Origin of the sequence: Subtercola boreus, assembly GCF_003399635.1 — a bacterium.
GTDB lineage: Bacteria > Actinomycetota > Actinomycetes > Actinomycetales > Microbacteriaceae > Subtercola > Subtercola boreus_B.
The window spans coordinates 127,740-146,015 of record NZ_NBXB01000029.1; the positions used below are offsets into that span (position 1 = coordinate 127,740).

The 18,276-nt window shown below is 68.9% G+C and carries 17 protein-coding genes and 1 pseudogene; 8 read left to right on the forward strand and 10 right to left on the reverse strand.

Annotation, left to right across the window (positions count from 1 at the left end; translation table 11 throughout):
* The first annotated feature begins 152 nt into the window (after positions 1-152).
* The 5 genes from B7R22_RS10515 to B7R22_RS10535 all read left to right on the forward strand — a co-directional run bounded on the left by B7R22_RS10515 (position 153) and on the right by B7R22_RS10535 (position 5,670).
* The gene (locus B7R22_RS10515; protein ID WP_116411695.1) at positions 153-1,538 is read left to right on the forward strand and encodes a magnesium transporter MgtE N-terminal domain-containing protein; all 1,386 of its coding nucleotides are present in this window, start codon (positions 153-155) and stop codon (positions 1,536-1,538) included.
* Positions 1,528-2,082, forward strand: a complete 555-nt coding sequence (locus B7R22_RS10520) for a DUF1003 domain-containing protein (protein WP_116411696.1) — start codon at positions 1,528-1,530, stop codon at positions 2,080-2,082. The genes B7R22_RS10515 and B7R22_RS10520 overlap by 11 nt, the downstream gene beginning before the upstream one ends.
* Complete coding sequence (locus B7R22_RS10525; protein WP_253259010.1) at positions 2,075-3,229, forward strand: P-loop NTPase; 1,155 nt, start codon at positions 2,075-2,077, stop codon at positions 3,227-3,229. The genes B7R22_RS10520 and B7R22_RS10525 overlap by 8 nt, the downstream gene beginning before the upstream one ends.
* 255 nt (positions 3,230-3,484) lie before the next feature.
* Positions 3,485-4,459: an endonuclease domain-containing protein gene (locus tag B7R22_RS10530; protein ID WP_116411697.1), complete on the forward strand. Its 975-nt coding sequence runs from the start codon at positions 3,485-3,487 to the stop codon at positions 4,457-4,459.
* A gap of 233 nt (positions 4,460-4,692) precedes the next feature.
* Positions 4,693-5,670, forward strand: coding sequence for an aldo/keto reductase (locus B7R22_RS10535; RefSeq protein WP_116411698.1), 978 nt, complete (start codon positions 4,693-4,695; stop codon positions 5,668-5,670).
* 511 nt (positions 5,671-6,181) lie between these two features.
* Here the strand turns inward: B7R22_RS10535 and B7R22_RS20455 are convergent.
* Positions 6,182-6,574, reverse strand: a pseudogene (locus B7R22_RS20455) (hypothetical protein); the annotation flags it as partial.
* A gap of 105 nt (positions 6,575-6,679) precedes the next feature.
* Between B7R22_RS20455 and B7R22_RS10545 the strand changes: the two are divergent.
* Entirely contained in the window at positions 6,680-7,309 is a 630-nt protein-coding gene (locus tag B7R22_RS10545; protein WP_116411699.1) for an O-methyltransferase, read from the forward strand.
* 122 nt (positions 7,310-7,431) lie between these two features.
* Here B7R22_RS10545 and B7R22_RS10550 read toward each other — a convergent pair whose 3' ends face one another.
* From B7R22_RS10550 to dapE, 3 genes are all read right to left on the reverse strand, one after another.
* Positions 7,432-7,605: a DUF3117 domain-containing protein gene (locus B7R22_RS10550; RefSeq protein WP_104244821.1), complete on the reverse strand. Its 174-nt coding sequence runs from the start codon at positions 7,603-7,605 to the stop codon at positions 7,432-7,434.
* A 93-nt stretch (positions 7,606-7,698) separates the two neighbouring features.
* Positions 7,699-8,946: a hypothetical protein gene (locus tag B7R22_RS10555; protein WP_253259011.1), complete on the reverse strand. Its 1,248-nt coding sequence runs from the start codon at positions 8,944-8,946 to the stop codon at positions 7,699-7,701.
* Positions 8,904-10,004: a succinyl-diaminopimelate desuccinylase gene (gene dapE, locus B7R22_RS10560; RefSeq protein WP_116411700.1), complete on the reverse strand. Its 1,101-nt coding sequence runs from the start codon at positions 10,002-10,004 to the stop codon at positions 8,904-8,906. The genes B7R22_RS10555 and dapE overlap by 43 nt, the downstream gene beginning before the upstream one ends.
* A gap of 104 nt (positions 10,005-10,108) precedes the next feature.
* On the opposite strand from dapE, the gene dapD reads away from it, so the two are divergent.
* Positions 10,109-11,107, forward strand: a complete 999-nt coding sequence (dapD, locus tag B7R22_RS10565; protein WP_116411701.1) for a 2,3,4,5-tetrahydropyridine-2,6-dicarboxylate N-succinyltransferase — start codon at positions 10,109-10,111, stop codon at positions 11,105-11,107.
* A 102-nt stretch (positions 11,108-11,209) separates the two neighbouring features.
* On the opposite strand, the gene B7R22_RS10570 is transcribed toward dapD, so the two are convergent.
* The 4 genes from B7R22_RS10570 to B7R22_RS10585 are packed head-to-tail and all read right to left on the reverse strand — an operon-like array spanning position 11,210 to position 14,525.
* Positions 11,210-12,547, reverse strand: a complete 1,338-nt coding sequence (locus tag B7R22_RS10570; RefSeq protein ID WP_116411702.1) for a citrate synthase — start codon at positions 12,545-12,547, stop codon at positions 11,210-11,212.
* 31 nt (positions 12,548-12,578) lie between these two features.
* Entirely contained in the window at positions 12,579-13,712 is a 1,134-nt protein-coding gene (dapC, locus tag B7R22_RS10575; protein ID WP_116411703.1) for a succinyldiaminopimelate transaminase, read from the reverse strand.
* A 3-nt stretch (positions 13,713-13,715) separates the two neighbouring features.
* Positions 13,716-14,042, reverse strand: coding sequence for a ferredoxin (fdxA, locus tag B7R22_RS10580; RefSeq protein ID WP_116283539.1), 327 nt, complete (start codon positions 14,040-14,042; stop codon positions 13,716-13,718).
* A gap of 36 nt (positions 14,043-14,078) precedes the next feature.
* Positions 14,079-14,525: a hypothetical protein gene (locus B7R22_RS10585; RefSeq protein WP_116411704.1), complete on the reverse strand. Its 447-nt coding sequence runs from the start codon at positions 14,523-14,525 to the stop codon at positions 14,079-14,081.
* A 117-nt stretch (positions 14,526-14,642) separates the two neighbouring features.
* Between B7R22_RS10585 and B7R22_RS10590 the strand changes: the two genes are divergently transcribed.
* Entirely contained in the window at positions 14,643-15,542 is a 900-nt protein-coding gene (locus B7R22_RS10590; protein ID WP_116411705.1) for an EfeM/EfeO family lipoprotein, read from the forward strand.
* 115 nt (positions 15,543-15,657) lie between these two features.
* Here the strand turns inward: B7R22_RS10590 and efeB are convergent, their stop codons facing one another.
* Positions 15,658-16,893: an iron uptake transporter deferrochelatase/peroxidase subunit gene (gene efeB / locus B7R22_RS10595; RefSeq protein ID WP_116411866.1), complete on the reverse strand. Its 1,236-nt coding sequence runs from the start codon at positions 16,891-16,893 to the stop codon at positions 15,658-15,660.
* A 162-nt stretch (positions 16,894-17,055) separates the two neighbouring features.
* A complete protein-coding gene (gene efeO / locus B7R22_RS10600; protein ID WP_216363436.1) occupies positions 17,056-18,270 on the reverse strand; it encodes an iron uptake system protein EfeO in 1,215 nt (404 codons plus the stop codon).
* Positions 18,271-18,276: the final 6 nt, after the last annotated feature.

An 18,276-nucleotide genomic window follows, 5' to 3' on the forward strand; every position in this document is an offset into this window, starting at 1 on the left:
AGCTGTGCGCCCAGCGGCACCCCGGCAGCAGCCGCTCTAACCGGCAGCACCCGCCGCACCCGGCGGCACCCGGCACCCGCCGCACCCGCTCCGCCCGGCGGCACCCCGCACGGCTACCTCCCCCGCCCAGCCCGACGGTCTAAGTTAGTACCGTGAGTGCCACCAGAGTCTTCGTCGCCCGATTGGCCGGGTGCACCGTCTTCGACCCTGCCGGCGACCGACTCGGCAAGGTGCGAGACGTACTCGTCGTGTACCGCAACGGCCAGTCGCCGCGGCTCGTCGGGCTGATCGTCGAGATCCCCGGCAAACGCCGCGTCTTCGTGAGCATCGGCCGCGTCACGAGTATCGGCAGCGGTCAGATCATCACGACCGGCCTCATGAACGTGCGTCGGTTCGAGCAGCGCGGCGGCGAGGTGCGGGTCATCGCCGAGATCCTCGGGCGCCGGGTGCGCTTCACCGACGGGTCGGGCCTGGCCACGATCGAGGATGTCGCCATCGAGCAGTCCGGGCCCGGTGAGTGGAGCGTGTCGCAGGTCTTCCTCCGCCGCCCGAAGACCGGCGCGAGCCCGTTCGGCAAGGGCCCGACCGTCTTCGCGGCGTGGAACGAGGTCGAGGAGCTCGGCCAGACCGGCGAGTCGCAGTCCGCCGAACAGCTCATCGCGACCTACGCCGACATGCGGCCTGCCGACCTCGCGACCACCCTGATGGATCTCCCCCAGCTCCGCATGCTCGAAGTGGCCGGGGAACTGCCCGACGCCCGCCTCGCCGACGTTCTCGAGGAGATGCCCGAGAGCGAGCAGGTCGAGATCATGAACCAACTCGACGACACCCGTGCGGCAGATGTGCTCGACCAGATGCAGCCGGATGACGCAGCCGACCTCATCGCACAGCTCTCCGAGGCCCGCGGGGAGGAGCTGCTGAAGCTCATGCAGCCCGAAGAGGCCGACGACGTGCGCATGCTCCTCGCCTACGCCCCCGACACCGCCGGTGGGCTGATGACGACCGAGCCCATCATCGTGTCGGCCGACGCCACCGTGGCCGAGGGGCTCGCCCTCATCCGTCGCCACGAACTCGCGCCCGCCCTCGGCGCCGCGATCTGCGTGACCCTGCCACCCTACGAGCCGCCGACCGGGCGTTTCCTCGGCATGGTGCACTTCCAGCGGATGCTCCGCTACCCGCCGCACGAACGCCTCGGTTCGCTCGTCGACGACGGGCTCGAAGCGGTGACCGCCGAGACGAGCGCCGCCGAAGTCTCGCGCATCCTGGCCAGCTACAACCTCGTCTCCGTTCCCGTGGTCGATGAGAACCACCGACTTGTCGGGGTGGTGACGATTGACGATGTTCTCGATTACCTGCTGCCCGACGACTGGCGAAGTCACGAGGGCGACGACCGGGCGGCGAGACGCACGGCGCCCTCCCTGCAGGCGAGACCCCTTGCCGGCAGCCCCGCGGGCGGCCAGATCAAGGCACCCACGGCCGGGAACGGCCAACTGAGGCCCGGAACGGCCCGTGAGAGGAGGAACGGTCATGGCTCGTAACGCGCCGACCCGTGCATCCAACACCCGCCTCGACGCGCCGAAGGGCCTCCGCAGCGGCGTGCTGCCCACCCGCAACCGCTTCTCCCGCACCAGCCGCGACCGCTTCGGACGGAGCACCGAGGCCATCGCCCGCGGGATGGGCACGCCCTGGTTCTTGGTCATTCTCAGCGTCTTCGTGCTCATCTGGATCGGCTTCAACACGTATGGGCCCCCGAACCTGCGGTTCGACTCGGCTGCCATCGGCTTCACGGCTCTCACGCTCATCCTGAGCCTGCAGGCCTCCTACGCGGCCCCGCTCATCCTGCTCGCGCAGAACCGGCAGGACGACCGCGACCGCGTGCAGATCGAGCAGGACCGGCAGCGCGCCGAACGGAACCTGGCCGACACCGAGTACCTGGCGCGCGAGGTGGTTGCGCTCCGGCTCGCGATGCAGGACATGGCGAGCAAGGACTTCATCCGCGCCGAGCTCCGCGCGCTGCTCGAGGAACTCACCGCGGACGACGCGGAGCAGGCGAAGTCGGGGAAGACGAGCGGGAGTGCCTGACGCGCCGCCCTCCCTCGCCGACGACGTGCGGCGGGCGCTCGGCCGGGTGCTCGATCCCGAGATCCGGAAGCCCATCACCGAACTCGACATGGTCGGCGAGGTGACCGTCGGGTCGGATGGCCTTGCGACTGTCGTCGTGAAGCTGACGATCGTCGGATGCCCGGCGGCCGACACCATCGAACGTGACGTCAGGGCGGCCACCCTCGGCGTTCCGGGGGTGTCGGGTGCCGACATCCGGGTCAGCGTGATGACCCGCGAACAGCGGAATGCGCTCACCGAGAGACTCCGCGGCCCCGGTGGTGTGCGCGTGATGCCGTTCGGACCGGATTCGCTCACCCGCGTGATCGCGGTGACAAGCGGCAAGGGCGGGGTGGGCAAGTCCACGCTCACGGCCAACCTCGCCGTGGCGCTGGCGGCGGGGGGGCTCCGGGTGGGCATCGTGGATGCCGACGTGTACGGGTTCTCGATCCCGGGCATCCTGGGCCTCGTCTCAGACGGGGTGGCGCAGAAGCCGACGCGTGTCGACGACATGATCCTGCCGCCGGTCGGTTTTGGGGTCAAGGTGATCTCGATCGGAATGTTCGTCGACGACAACGCCGCGGTCGCGTGGCGGGGCCCGATGCTGCACCGCACCATCCAGCAGTTCCTCACCGACGTGTACTTCGGCGACCTCGACATCCTGCTGCTCGACCTGCCGCCGGGAACGGGCGACGTGGCGATCTCGGTCGGGCAGTTGCTCCCGCACGCCGAGGTGCTCGTGGTGACAACGCCGCAGCCCGCGGCAGCCGACGTCGCCGAGCGCTCCGGCGTCGTCGCCCGCCAGACCGGCCAGCGCATCGTGGGTGTCATTGAGAACATGGCGGGGCTGCCGGCGCCCGACGGCACGATCCTCGAGGTCTTCGGTTCGGGCGGCGGCGCGGAGGTGGCGCGGCGTCTGTCGGCCGGGCAGGCTCCGGATGCCGCGGTGGATCTGCTGGCCTCGATTCCGCTCAGCGTGGGACTCCGCGCCGGCGGCGACGTGGGAATGCCGATCGTGCTCAGCGACCCGGCCGACCCGGCTGCGGCGGCCATCCTGCGTGTCGCGGCGCGCCTCGCGACCCGTGGCCGCGGCCTGACCGGCCGCAGCCTCGGGATCACCCCGACCTGACCCCGCTCCCTCCCACCGATACCTCCTCTCCCTCCCACCCCCTCCAACCCCTTTTCCTCCCACCCCCTCCAGCCCCTTTTCCTCCCTCCCCCTCCAGCCCCTTTTCCTCCCTCCCCCTCCCGCGCCCCTCCGTGTCTCCCAAGGGACGCAAATCGTGCCAACGGTGGCGCGATGGCGCGATATGGGTCCCTTCGCTGGCGTGGAGCCTGTGGATAACTCTGCACAAGGCGTCTGGATGCCCGGCAGAGTGTTCGCATGCCAGAACTCAAGCCCCTGCCCGCCGCACTGACGGGCATCCCTTTCACCAACCGGACCGCACACAGACTCGGCGTGGGTGCCGGGCGCCTTCGAAGTGACGATCTCCGCGCGCCGTTCCACGGGGTGCACACTGTGGCGGGAACCAGGATGCCCGACGACGAACACCGCCTCGTCCGCGAAGCGCTCGCACGGTGCCACGCCTTCGCCACCGTCCTCAGGCCCGGCGAGCGATTCTCCCACACCACCGCCGCGCTGCTCTGGGGGGCGGCGCTACCCCGGAGCTTCACGAACGCGCCGTTGCATGTCGCCGCTCCCGACCCGACTCGGGCTCGTCGGGCGCGCGGCACCGTCGGCCACACGCTCCCGCCATCACTGCCGGCCCTTCGGCGTGGGCTCCCCGTCACCGACCCCACAACCACCTGGTTCGGAGCAGCACAGCTCCTTCCCCTCGACGAGCTCATCGCGCTCGGCGACCACCTCATCCATCGTCCCGTCTACCCGGTTCGAGGAGACACCCGTCCCTACGTCACTCTCTCGGAACTCGAAGAGCACGCCATCAGCACCCGCGGCCCCGGCGTGAACCGTGCGAGAGAGGCCCTCAGGCTTCTCAACGGGGGCGCCGAGTCACGCCCGGAGAGCCTGCTGCGTCTTCTCCTCCACAGGGCCGGATTGCCGAAACCCGAGGTCAATCCCGAAATCTGCGATTCGGTCGGCAACAGTATCGGCCGGGCAGACCTCGTCTTTCGCGAATGGAGAGTCATCGTCGAGTACGACGGCCAGCAGCACCGGTTGGAAGACGAACAGTACGAGAAGGATGCGACGCGGCTCGAACTCTTCCACCTCGACGACTGGCATGTCATCCGCGTCCGAAAAGAAGGGCTCTTCAGGTTCCCCCGCCAGACCGCCGAACACGTCTCCGACGTACTGCGCCGCCGCGACGCCCACCCCCTCCCCCGAGATCGCTCCCGCTGACGCCGCGAAGGGACCCGAATCGCGGCGAGAGGCCACATTTGGCGCGATGTGGGTCCCTTCGAGCGGCGAGGAGGGGGGCGAGGCGCGGAGGGTGCGGGGAAGGAGGCGCGGGGCGCGTAGAGAGCGAAGGAGGGGCGGGGGCGGGGCGGAAGGGGCAAGGTGGGCAAGGGGGAAAGGGGGGAAAGGGGGGCAAGGGGGGCAAGGGGGGCAAGGGGCGAGCCTAGGCTCGGAGGATGCACACCATCACACTCGGCACGAACGGCCCCGAGGTCTCCCGCCTCGGACTCGGCTGCATGGGAATGAGCGACTTCTACACGGGCCACGGCACCGACGAGCAGGGGTCGATCGCGACGATCCACCGCGCGCTCCACCTCGGCATCACGTTCTTCGACACCGCGGAGATCTACGGCCCCTTCACGAACGAGGAACTCGTCGGCAAGGCACTGGCGGGGCGCCGCGACGAGGTCGTGATCGCCACCAAGTTCGGCTTCATCCAGCACCTCGGCGACGGTTCGCGCGGGCTCGACGGTCGGCCGGAGAATGCGCGGCTCGCCCTCGAGGGCTCGTTGAAGCGCCTCGGAACCGACCACATCGACCTCTTCTACCAGCACCGGATGGATCCGAAGGTACCGATCGAGGAGACCATGGGCGCGCTGGCCCAGTTCGTCGACGAGGGCAAGATCCGCTACATCGGCCTGAGTGAGGCTTCGCCTGCGACGATTCGTCGGGCGCACGCCGTGCATCCGGTGACCGCACTGCAGACCGAGTACTCGCTCTGGTCGCGCGATCCGGAGGCAGAGATCCTGCCCACCGTGCGAGAACTGGGAATCGGCTTCGTGCCCTACTCGCCGCTCGGGCGCGGCTTCCTCACCGGCACGATCCGCTCGCTCGACCAGCTCGACGAGAAGGACTTCCGGCGGAACAACCCGCGGTTCGAGGGCGAGAACCTGGCGGCGAACATCCGCATCGTCGAGCAGGTGGATGCCGTCGCCGCAGAACTCGGCGCGAAGCCCGGCCAGGTCGCGCTGGCATGGCTGCTCGCGCAGGGAGACGACATCGCGCCGATCCCCGGCACGAAGCGGGTCTCGTATCTCGAGGAGAATGTAGCCTCAGACGCCCTCGTGCTCACCGAAGCACACCTCAGAGCACTCGACGCCGTGGCGCCGCCGGTCGGCGACCGCTACGCGGACATGTCGCCGGTCAACCGGTAGCTACCCCCGAGAATGACACTTCGCGCCGAGATCGAAAGGTCTCCCTGGCAGTCCGGCGCGGAAGTGTCGTCTCGCGCGGGAACGCGACGCTAGGCGCAAGAGGGAGGGCGGGAGACCCGAGCGGGAGGGCGGGTCAGGTGGCTTCGGTGTCGAAGGGAGCCGCCATGGCCGGCTGGGCGTCGGCCAGTCGCGCCTCGGACTTGCGGCCGGAGAGGTAGGCGGGGCCAGACGTTCCGGCGCTGCTGGCTGAAACGGCGACGGCTGACGCGGCACCGGCAGGCGCGGCACCGGCGGGCCGGGCACCGGCGGCAACGTCATTGGCGAACCCGTCATTGGCAGGCCCATCACCGGCTGGCACATCATTGGCTGGCACATCATTGGCTGGCACATCATTGGCTGGCACATCATTGGCTGGCACATCATTGGCTGGCACATCATTGGCTGGCACCGACAGCGACACACCTGGACCGTCGTCGAACGACGCGTCTTCGGCGAGCGACTGCGCCAGCGCGTCGGCCGGGGCGTCCTTCGCGAGACTCACACCCGCAGCACCGGCGGCCATGGCAGCAGCGGCACCGGGCGCCTGGGCCGTCTGGAGAGAAGCAGCCATCGGAGCCGACGGCTTCACGGGCACCGGATCCGGCTCGGCCGGGTCTTCGAGCAGGGCGTCACGGATGATGCGGCGCGGGTCGTACTGGCGAGGGTCGAGCTTCTTCCACTCGACTTCGTCGAAGTCGGGACCCATCTCCTCCTTCATCCGGTTCTTCGCACCGTTGGTGAAGTCGCGGAGCTGCCGGACGAATTTGGCCAGCACGGAGGCGTAGTGCGGCAGGCGCTCAGGACCGATCACGAACGCGGCAACAACGCCGATGATGATGAGCTTCTCGAACGTCAACCCGAACATGTGTACACCCTACTTGACGAATTGCCGGAACTTCTCACTTGCGGTCGAGGCGGTCGACACCTCGTCGCAAGGTGGCATCTAAGCTGAACCCGGAGGTCATTACCTGTGTCGAAAGAGACCAACTGGAAGTACGCCGAAGACATCGTGACGGAGCCGGCGGTGATCGTCGATGCACGCGCGCATGCGGGCGAGGTCGGCGTCGAATCGGTGAGCCCGGGCATCGGCGCGCAGCTCGCCGTTCTCGCGGGCGCTGCCGCCGCGCGCTCGATCGTCGAGATCGGCACCGGCCTCGGCGTCTCCGGGCTCTGGATGCTCGCGGGGGCCCCGACCGCCACCCTCACGTCGATCGACACCGAGGTCGACAGGCAGCAGTCCGCCCGCGCAGCCTTCACCGCCTCGGGTGTCGCCGCGAACCGTATCCGGCTCATCACCGGGCGCGCGAAAGACGTGCTCCCGCGCATGAACGAGGGCTCTTACGACCTCGTGCTGGTCGACGCCGATCCGGAATCCGTGATCGAGTACGTCGAACACGGCCTGCGGCTCGTGCGGGTGGGCGGAACCGTCGCCGTGCCCCACGCGCTCTGGCGCGACCGGGTGGCGGATCCTGTGCAGCGCGACGACACCGTCGCCGACTTCCGGTCGCTGATCAGCGAGCTGTCGCAGTCGAGCGCTGTCATCACCGCGCTCTCGCCGATCGGCGACGGGCTGCTCCAGATCACGAAGGTGCTCGGCTGAGCCGACCCGCGCTGAGCCGACCCGCGCTGAGCCGACCCACCGCTCAACCGCCCCGTACGCGGAGAGAAGCCCCCGTCATCCTGCAACTGCAGGGCGACGGGGGCTTCTCTCCGTGAGGCGTCTCAGGCGGGCGCCACGACTCCCGCGAGGGCGTCGTGCAACTCCCGGGCCTCAGCGTCGTTGACGGAGACCACAAGCCTGCCGCCTCCTTCGAGAGGCACTCGCACAATGATGAGGCGTCCTTCTTTGACGGCCTCCATTGGTCCGTCGCCGGTCCTGGGTTTCATGGCGGCCATGCGGCTCCCCTTCCGTGGTGTCGTACTTCCATTATCCAGCATTCTGCAAGGTGTCTCGAACCTCGGCCCGTGCTGGGGGCGGGCAGCTCTGGGTTACGGCGGGGTCCAGTCGGATCCGTCGACGCCCCAGCAGATCAACAGCCATCCCCACTGGGCCGCCAGGAACGCGATCACGACCACGACGCGGTAGATGCGCGACTTCGGCAGCGCCACCACCCCGAGAAGCGGGAACAGGGGCATCAGCAGCCGGAACACGCTCGACTGCGGGAAGAACACCGCGAGCAGGTAGAGCACGTAGGCGATCACCCAGAACCGGAGATCAAGCGAGATGCGCTTCACGCCTCGTGTCGCCATGAACAGGCCGAACGCGATCACGAGCAGAACCACGACGACGGCGCCCGCTGGCACCCCGAGCCACCAGTTGCCGCCCTGGATCCACGAGGCGAAGGGGATGAGGTGGCTGTAGCCGATGTACGCGGCACGCCAGGCGAGCTCCGTCTCGGTATATGCCTGCGCGTAGCCGGTTGCTCCCCAGGCGATGAGGGTCCAGACGAGTCCCACCATGATGCTGAACGCCGTGACAGCGACCGAGAGCACCCGCTCCCGCATCGGGAAGGGCTCCCTCTCGCGGATCCACCAGCGGTGCACGATGTGGAACCCGAGCGCGAGAGCGAACGCGAGCCCGCTCGGGCGCGTGAACGACATCACCAGCACGATGGGGAACAGCCAGGCGTATTTTCGACGCACCAGCAGGTACAGCGCCAGCATCAGCAGGAACATGTACATCGACTCGGCGTACGCCACCTGGAACATCGGCGAGACGGGCGCGATGCAGAACAGCAGCACGGCGAACATCGAGGTGCCCTGCGGCAGCGTCAGGCGCATCAGCCGGTAGAACACCAGGGCCGCGCCGGCGCCGAAGATCACCGACACGAAGACCGACATGTACTCCCACGGGATGCCCGTGACCGTCGTGAGCCCGCGGATCAGGAACGGATACCCCGGCAGGAACGCCCACGCGTTCTGCTCGACATGCCCCGAGGTGCCGAGCGGCAACTGGGAGGGGTACCCCCAGTAGGCGATGATCTTGTACCAGGTGCCGTCCCAGATGGAGGCGTAGTCGAAGTACGAGGGCTGGGCGCCCGTCCACGGGTTCTTGCCCTGCACGCTGGCCAGCACGAGCAGCATGATGGTGGTCGCCGCACGAGCTGCCACGTAGATGAGCAGCACGGTCATCCACCACGAACTCCACCACCGTCCGAGCCGGGTCACGGATCGGGGTACGCGTTCCTCTGTGATCACGACGTCTTCGAGAGCCAGAGCCGCAGGGCCTGCTCGCACGAGGTGATCTGGCTGAGGAGCACCCGCTCGTCGTCGGCGTGGGCCTTCATCGGGTCGCCCGGGCCGAAGTTCACCGAGGGGATGCCGAGGGCGGAGAAACGGGCGACATCCGTCCAGCCGTATTTGGGCTTCGCCTCGCCGCCGACCGCCGCGAGGAATTCCTGGGCGAGCGGCGCGTCGAGCCCGGGGCGGGCGCCCTCCGCGAGGTCGACGACCGTGATCTCGTAGTCGCCGAACAGCTCGTGCATGTGCGCGATCGCCTCCTCGCCCGAGCGGCTCGGGGCGAAACGGTAGTTGATGTGCACCATCGCCTCATCCGGGATGACGTTGCTGGCCACTCCCCCGCTGATGCCCACGGCGTTCAGGCCCTCGCGGTAGACGAGGCCGTCGACCTCGACCTCGCGCGCCCGGTAGGCGGCGAGCGTGTCGAGCACCGGTGCGAGCTTGTGGATGGCGTTCGACCCGACCCAACCCCTGGCCGAGTGCGAACGCTTGCCGAACGCGCGCACCTCGATGCGGAGGTTGCCGTTGCAGCCTCCCTCGATCTGGCTGTTCGACGGTTCGCCGAGGATCGAGAAGTCGCCCACGAACAGGTCCGGCCGGTTGGCGGCGAGCCGGCCGAGGCCGTTCAGCGCGGCAGAGACCTCCTCGTGGTCGTACCACATCCACGTGATGTCGACCCGGGGGTCGGTGAGTTCGGCGGCGAGCTTCAGCTGCACCGCGACGCCGGCTTTCATGTCGACCGTGCCCCGGCCCCACAGATAGTCGGCGCCGTCCTCGGTCTCGTAGCGGCTCGGCACGTTGTCGTTCTCGGGCACCACGTCGATGTGACCGGCGATCACGACGCGTTGGCCCCGCCCGAGATTCGTGCGGGCCACGACCGTGTCCCCGTCGCGGATGATCTCCAAATGCGCAGAGCCCTGCAGGCTTCTGACGATCGCGTCGGCGAGCGGACCCTCGTCACCCGAGACCGAATGGATGTCGACCAGCTGTCGGGTGAGCTCGACGGAGCTCGCCCCCAGGTCGAGCGGGATGATCGTGGTGGGGGCGTCCGGCATGCGGCCCAGTTTATCGGTGCCCGCCGGGCTCCGCTGTGAGCCGCCGCCTAGACGCCGCCAGCGCCGCCGCGCGGGGGCACGGGTGCCGCCGCTACCCTTGGAGCATGACTTCGAACGATGCCCTGCCGACCCACGCCTGGGGCCACGGCCTCGCCACCATCGCCGGCGACGGCACCGTGCTCGACACCTGGTATCCCGAGCCCCGCCTCGGTGAGCCGGCCGCTGCCGGCGGCGAGACAGCCGGCGACGCGACATCCGGTGGCGCAGCATCCGTTCCGGCCGAGCTCGCCGCGCAGGCGACTCCGGATGGCCGGCGGAACGTGCGCGTCGAGGTCGTCACCACGCAGATCGCCCTGACCGACCCGCCCGCCTCGACGCCTGACGCGTACCTTCGCCTGCACCTGCTCTCGCACCTGCTCGTGGCGCCGAACACCATCAACCTCGACGGCATCTTCGGGCACTTGCCGATCACCGTCTGGACCAACGCCGGCCCCGTGCTTCCCGCCGACTTCGACAGGCTCCGCCCCTCGCTCCAGCGCCAGGGCATCGCGGCGCACGGCATCGACAAGTTTCCGCGCCTCACCGACTACGTCAGCCCCGACCGCGTGCGCATCGCGGATGCCTCGCGCGTGCGCCTCGGCGCGCACCTCTCCCCGGGCACAACCGTGATGCACGAGGGTTTCGTGAACTTCAACGCCGGCACCCTCGGCGCCTCGATGGTCGAGGGCCGCATCTCGCAGGGCGTCGTCGTCGGCGACGGATCGGATGTCGGGGGTGGCGCATCCATCATGGGAACGCTCTCGGGCGGCGGAACCCAGCGCATCTCGATCGGCGAGCGCGCCCTGCTCGGGGCGAACTCGGGCATCGGCATCTCGATCGGCGACGACTCCGTGGTGGAGGCCGGCCTCTACGTGACGGCCGGCACGAAGGTGCGCCTCGTCGGCGCGGCACCCCGGAACGACGGGTCGACGCCGACCGTCAAGGCCGTAGAACTCTCAGGCCGCCCCAACCTGCTCTTTCGCCGCAACTCCCTCACGGGCGCGGTCGAGGTGCTCTCGCGCACCGGCGCCGGCGTCACTCTGAACGAGACCCTGCACGCCTGACCCTGTAACGAATTCGGCGGCCACAGGCCCATCCGCCCGCCATAGCGGCGAGGATTGGCCTGTGGCCGCCGATTCATCGATCAGGCTGGCGGGCGGCGCGGGTCAGCGGTCAGCGGGCCACTGGCGCTCGGGGCTGCCCAGGTAGAGCTGCTGCGGGCGACCGATCTTCGTGGCCGGGTCGGTCTGCATCTCGCGCCAGTGCGCGATCCAGCCGGGCAGGCGCCCGATCGCGAACAGCACCGTGAACATGCGCGTCGGGAACCCCATCGCCTTGTAGATGACCCCGGTGTAGAAGTCGACGTTCGGGTACAGGCGCCGGGAGATGAAGTAGTCGTCGGCCAGGGCGATCGCCTCGAGCTCCTTGGCGATGTCGAGCAGGTCGTCCTGCACTCCGAGGGCGGCGAGCACCTCGTCGGCGGCCTCCTTCACGAGCTTGGCGCGCGGGTCGTAGTTCTTGTAGACGCGGTGCCCGAAGCCCATGAGACGGATGCCCGCCTCCTTGTTCTTGACCCGCTCGACGAACTTCTCGACACCCTCGCCCGAGTCCCGGATCTGCGCCAGCATCGTGAGGACAGCTTCGTTCGCTCCGCCGTGCAGCGGGCCGTAGAGCGCGTTGATACCGGCCGAGATCGACGCGAACATGTTGGCCTCGGTCGACCCGACGAGGCGAACCGTCGACGTCGAGGCGTTCTGCTCGTGGTCTTCGTGCAGGATGAGCAGGCGCTCGAGCGCCTTCGAGAGCACGGGGTTCGCGACGTACGGCTCCGCCATGGTGCCGAAGTTCAGCCGCAGGAAGTTGTCGATGAAGCTGAGCGAGTTGTCGGGGTAGAGGAAAGCCTGCCCGAGGCTCTTCTTGTGCGCGTACGCCGCCATCACTGGCAGCTTCGCCAGCAGGCGGATCGTCGAGATCTCGACGTGCTCCGGGTTCCGCGGGTCGAGGGAGTCCTGATAGTAGGTCGACAGCGCCGAGATGCCCGCCGAGAGCACCGACATCGGGTGCGCGTTGTGCGGCAGCGCGTCGAAGAAGCGCTTGAGGTCCTCGTGCAGAAGCGTGTGGTGACGGATCTCGTTGTCGAACTTCTCGAGCTGCGAAGCCGTCGGCAGCTCGCCGTAGATGAGCAGCCAGGCCGTCTCGAGATAGGTGGAGTGCTCGGCGATCTGGTCGATCGGATACCCACGATAGCGCAGGATCCCCTTGTCGCCGTCGATGTAGGTGATGCTCGACCGGGTGGCCGAGGTGTTCACGAACCCGTAGTCGAGGGTGGTCAGACCGGTCTGCTTCGTGAACGTCGAGATGTCGACGGAGGATGCACCGTCGGCGCTCGTGAGGATCGGGAACTCCGCTGTGCCGCCGGGGAACGTCAGGGTGGCCTTCTGCTCGGCGGGCTCCTTTTCGGGGGCCTTCTGCCCTACGTCTGCAGCCTGATCGGTGTCGCCCACGGCGCCTCCTTGAGATTCGTGATGTGCACACTCAGCCTAAAGCACTGGGCGAACCCAGCCGTTCGGCCGCTGCCGTGATGCGTTCGTCTGACGCGGTGAGCGAGAACCGCACGTGCTCGGGGAAGTGGTCGCCGTAGAACGGGCCGGGGCCGGCGAGGATGCCGAGCCCTGCGAGCCGGTCGATGCTCTGCCACGCTTCCCGGCCCTCGCTCGCCCAGAGGTAGAGCCCCGCCTCGCTCCGGTCGATGCGGAACCCGCTCTGCTCGAGCGCCGGCTTCAGGATGTCGCGGCGAGCCCGGTAGAGCTCCTTCTGGTGTGCGACGTGCCGGTCGTCACCGAGCGCGGCGACCATCGCCGTCTGCACGGGGGCGGGCGGCATCATGCCGGAGTGCTTCCGCACGGTCAGGAGCCGCTCGATGAGCACCTCGTCGCCCGCCACGAAAGCGGCGCGGTAGCCCGCGAGGTTCGACTGCTTGCTGAGCGAGTACACCGCGAGCACGCCGGTCACGTCGACGACGCCGTCGTCGCCCGTCACCACGCGGGGGTCGAGGATGCTCGGCACAGGCGAAGCAGCCCACTCCCCCTCCCAGCCGAGCTCGGCGTAGCACTCGTCGTTCGCGATCGTGGCCCCCAACGCACGCGCGCGTTCGACCGCCCGGCGGAGGGCAGGCGCATCCAGAACCGCACCGTCGGGGTTGCCGGGCGAGTTCAACCAGACCAGCTTCGTGCCGGCCGGCCATTCAGCGGGGTCGTCGGAGGCGAACGAACGGGCCCCGGCGATGGTCGCGCCGATCTCGTAGGTCGGGTACGCGGCCCTCGGATGAACGACCACATCGCCCTCGCCGAGACCGAGCATGAAGGGCAACCAGGCGACGAGCTCCTTGGAGCCGATGGTCGGAAGCACCTGGGCCGGGGTCAACCCGGCGACCCCCCGGCGCCGCTCGAACCAGGAACTGATGGCGTTCCGGAGCTCAGGGCTCCCCGCCGTGGCCGGGTAGGAATGGGCATCCGTCGCCGCCGCGAGCGCCTGCCGCACGACATCCGGCGTCGGATCGACCGGCGAACCGATCGACAGGTCCACGATGCCGCCCGGATGTGCCTTCGCCTTCGCGGCGAACGGGGTCATCGCGTCCCATGGGTAGTCGGGCAGGGAGCCGAGCGTCACCGGTTACGCGTGCGTCTCTTGCGGCGGGAGCGCGGAAATGACGGGGTGGTCCTTCGGGATGACGCCGATCTTCGCAGCGCCCCCCGGGGAACCGATGTCGGTGAAGAACTCCACGTTCGCCTTGTAGTAGTCGGCCCACTCTTCGGGCAGGTCGTCTTCGTAGTAGATCGCCTCGACGGGGCAGACCGGCTCACACGCACCGCAGTCGACGCACTCGTCGGGGTGGATGTAGAGCGATCGTTCGCCTTCGTAGATGCAGTCGACAGGGCATTCGTCGATGCACGCGCGGTCTTTGACGTCGACACACGGCAGGGCGATGACATAGGTCACGGTGGTGAGATCCTTCCGAAACGAGCAGGTTCCAGTCTAAGCGGCGTCGGAGGGCTGCTCTGCCTGTCGGCGTTTGGGCCAGGCCAGCACGACGAGCGCGATCACGGTGGGCGCGAACGTCCACACGTAGCCGTAGCCGCGTTCGTCGGCGGGGATGAGGATCGACCCCCCGGGGCTCGGCAGGGTCAGCACGGCGACGATGCCGACGAGGCCGAGCGCGGCGAGGAACGCGATGAGCCGGCTCGGCAGGATGAGCCGCAGCCCGACGAGCAGGAAGACGACAGAGGCGACAGCGAGGATCAGCCCGAGCGGCAGGTCGAACAGGCCGAAGAAGCTGATGGTGGACTGGTGCACCACCGTTCCGAGCATGCCGAAGACGACGCCGAGAAGCAGACCGATGATCCAGCTGGCGACGCGCACGACCATCGACTCCCCCACGGGCTGGTCGGCGGTTTCCGCCACGGTCGTCTCTCGGAATGACATCACAATTGCCTTTCGTTGTCGGCACCAATGTACCCGGGCATCCTGAACGCTTGTACCCTTGAAAACGGACGACGACGTCACTTCATCCGCTGTCCGACCCACCGACGGAGCCTCTTCGTGCACCATCCTCCCGCCCGCTCGAAGCTGCGGACCACCGCCCTCGTTGCGGCGGTCTCCGCCACGCTGCTTCTCGCGCTGGCCGGATGCACGTCGTCGTCTCCGAGCGAAGCAGCGGCGGCGGCCGCGGCGAAGCCTCTGAGCCAGGAGGCCTTCATCACGCGTCAGCTCGGCCTCTCGAGCGTCGACTTCGGGGAGTACCTGCGGCGACAGGCGTTCACCCTGCAGTCGGGCACGACCGAGTTCGTCACGGCCTGGGAATCCGGCGACGACGACCTGGCCCGCTCCCTGTATGCGCCGACACGCACCTTCTACAACCGGATGCTCGCCGCCTCCGCCTCGTTCCCCGAACTCGACGCGTCGCTCGACGCTCCCGACTCGGGATGGCACGCCATCGAAGCTCACCTCTGGCCGCTGACGACAGCCGAGAACCAGGGCATGCCCGTCAGGCCGACGACGACCGATCAGCGCCAGGCGGTCGGCCAGCAGCTGGAGGCCGACACGAAGAGCCTCGCCGGCGCCGTCTCCGGCCTCCGCCCCACCGTCGAGGAACAGGCGGCGGGCGTGGCAGCGCTGATGGCCGGGCGCGGCGCGGCGGCGGCCGCCGGCGAACAGGAACCGCGCTCGCACACCGACCTCTATGACCTACAGGCCTACGTCGACGGTTCGCGCGAGGTGTTCTCCGGGCTCCGGCCGATCCTCGTGACCCAGAACGCCGCGCTCGCCACCACGCTCGACCACCGCTTCGACGCGGCCGAGGGGCAGCTGAATGCCCTCCGCACGGGAGTCTCGTTCCCCGGCTACGACACCCTCACGAGCGACCAGCGCCAGGCGCTGCAGGCGGCCGTGGCGGACCTCACGGCGTCGCTCGGGCAGGTGCCGCAGACCCTCGCGGGCTGACAGACGCTCGCCGGTACAGACCCCTGCAGGCTAGGCGAACAGCGCGTTGCCGTAGTAGGCGAGCGCGGCGAGCGGCCTGAACGGCCGCCCGCTCCCAGCGCGGCGCAACGCCCTCTTACGCGAACAGCGCCTTGCCGTAGTAGTCGCCGGCGGCGGCGAGGCCCGGGGGCACCGCGAAGACCCCGGATCCGACGTGCCTGATGTACTCGTTCAGGCGGTCCATCGACCCGAGCTTCTGCTGGATCGCCACGAACTGCGCGGGATCCCTCTGGTAGGAGATGAACATGAGTCCGGCATCCAGTCGCCCGACGCTGTCGATGCCGTCGGTGAAGTTGTAGCCGCGCCGGAGGATCTTCGTGCCGCCGTTGTTCTCGTGCGCCGCGAGGGCGACGTGCGAGGTGGCCGGGATGACCGGGGTGCCGTCGGCGCCTGTCGCTTCGAAGTCGGGCGTGTCGAACTCGGCCGTGCCGCTGAGCGGCGCACCCTCCAGCTTCGTGCGCCCGAACACCGCGTGCTGGTCGCCGATGTAGTCGGCGTCCCATGTCTCGATCAGCATGTGGATCTTGCGGGCGACGAGGTAGCTGCCCCCGGTCATCCACGGCTGGTCGCTGTCGGCACCCACCCACACCTGCTGGGCGAACTCGTCATCGCTCACGATGTTGCGGGTGCCGTCCTTGAAGCCCATCAGGTTGCGGGGCGTCGCCTGGTCGGCGATCCGGGATGCGCGGCCGAAGCCCTGCACGGTCCACCGTGTCGAGGCGGTGGTGCGGGCCACCCGCGCGAGGTTCCGGATGGCGTGGTAGGCGACCTGCGGATCGCTCGCGCAGGCCTGCACGCAGATGTCCCCACCCGTGAACTCGGGGGTCAGCGCGTCGCTCGCGAATGCCGGGAGGTCGTTCAGCACGGCCGGCTTGTACTTGGCCCAGCCGAACCGGGCGTCGAACATCGAGGGCGCGAAACCGACGGTCACCGTCAGCTGGTTCGCGCCCATCCCGGCAGCTTCGCCCGTGTCGCCCGGAACCGCGAGCTCCCGCGCGGGTTCGACGGCGCCGACCGCAAGCCCCTGCGTGTACTGCGCGATCGCCGCCGACCACTTGGCCAGCATGACCTGCAGCTCGGAGGCCGAGTTGGTCGTCACGTCGAACACCATGAAGACGAGGTGATCCTGCGGTGCAGTGCGGATGCCGGCCTGGTGCTCCCCGTAGAAGGCATACGTGTCGTCGGCCGGGGCGGACGACGCGCTCGGCCCACCCTCGGAGGCCTGGGCGGCCAGTCCCGTGGTCGTGACACCGATCGCGGCGCCCGCCGCCGCACTGGCGACGGCGCCGCCGAAGAACGCCCGGCGCGAGATGCCTGAGGGAGCCCCGGCACCGTTTTCGGCGGGGGAATCGCTTCCCCGGGCATCCGGAGCCGCGGAGGGGACGCCCGAAGGCGCCCCCTCCGCGGCCTCCGGCCTTTCGAACCGGGCGACGCCCGAGGGAGTGCCGTCTGACTTCTTGTCTCTACGCGCCACTTACGCGGTCGCCACCTTTTCACTGATCTGTGCGAGCGGAGCCTGAAGGGCCTGGATGGCCTGCGTCAGCTTCGGTGCATCCGAGGTGCGGAGCGCCTCATCGTACAGCTTGTAGCCGCCGGGAGCCGCTGCGTCCTTGTAGGTCGCGAGCAGGGCATCGACCGACGCGAACTGGGCGCTGATCGACGTCGTGAGGTCGGGGTCGATCGTGGTGAGCGCGGGCTTCAGGTACTCGAAGGCCTGCTCGGAGCCCTCGACGTTCGCAACGAAGTCGACGAGGTCGATATGGCAGTACGCCTCCTCCTCACCGGTGATCTTCGAGGACTGCACCTCTTCAAGCAGACCGGATGCGCCGTTGGCGAGCTCCTCCGGCTTGTAGGTGAGACCCGTGGTGAGAGTCTGGAGTTGGGCGATGTCGGTGACGAGCTTGGTGCTCAGTGCCTTCGTCGAGTCGGTGATGGTGCCGGTCTCGAAGATGTCCTTCTCGATCGGGTGGAAACCGGTCCACTCGGTGCCGGGATCGACGTCGGCGACGCGCGCGTCGACCTGCGGGTCGAGGTCGGCGAAGCTCTCGGCGACAGGCTCGATGCGCTCGTAGAACGGGCGGGCCGCGGCGTAGGCGGTCTTGGCCGCTTCGACGTCACCGGCCTGGATCGCCGTGTCGAGCGCCGCTACGGCGTCGACGAGGCTCGCGGCCTGGCCTTCGACGTACTGGCCGTAGCCGACGGTGCCCTCAGCGAGCAGGCTCTGCACGTCGCTCGGGGCTGAGGTCGCGTCACCGATCACCGTGAAGTCGGTGTTCTCGGTGGTCGCGCCCGGGCAGTTCAATTGGTAGGTGCCACCGGTCAGGGTGACCGTGAACGACGAGGCCTTCAGGCCCGCCACGATGTTCTCCCGCTCGCCGAGGATGCGCTTGTCGCTCATCAGCTCGACCTCGCTGAGGCCGGCCGCGTCGGAGTTCGTGATCTCGAAGGTGACCGGGCCGGCGGGGGCGCTGGCGAAGTCCATCGCGCAGTCGTTGCCGCTCAGCGTCACCTTCACCTGGGCCGCTCCGTTCGAGACGGGGGCGCTGCCGTCGGCGGCGCTGCTGCTGCCGGTGCTCGTGCCGGTCGATGCCGTGCCAGCGCAGCCCGCGAGCAGCATGCTGCCGAGGGCGATTCCGGTGATCACGGCGTACTTCGCGCCGCGGCGAAGAGGGGTGGGGTGTCGGGTCACGGTGAA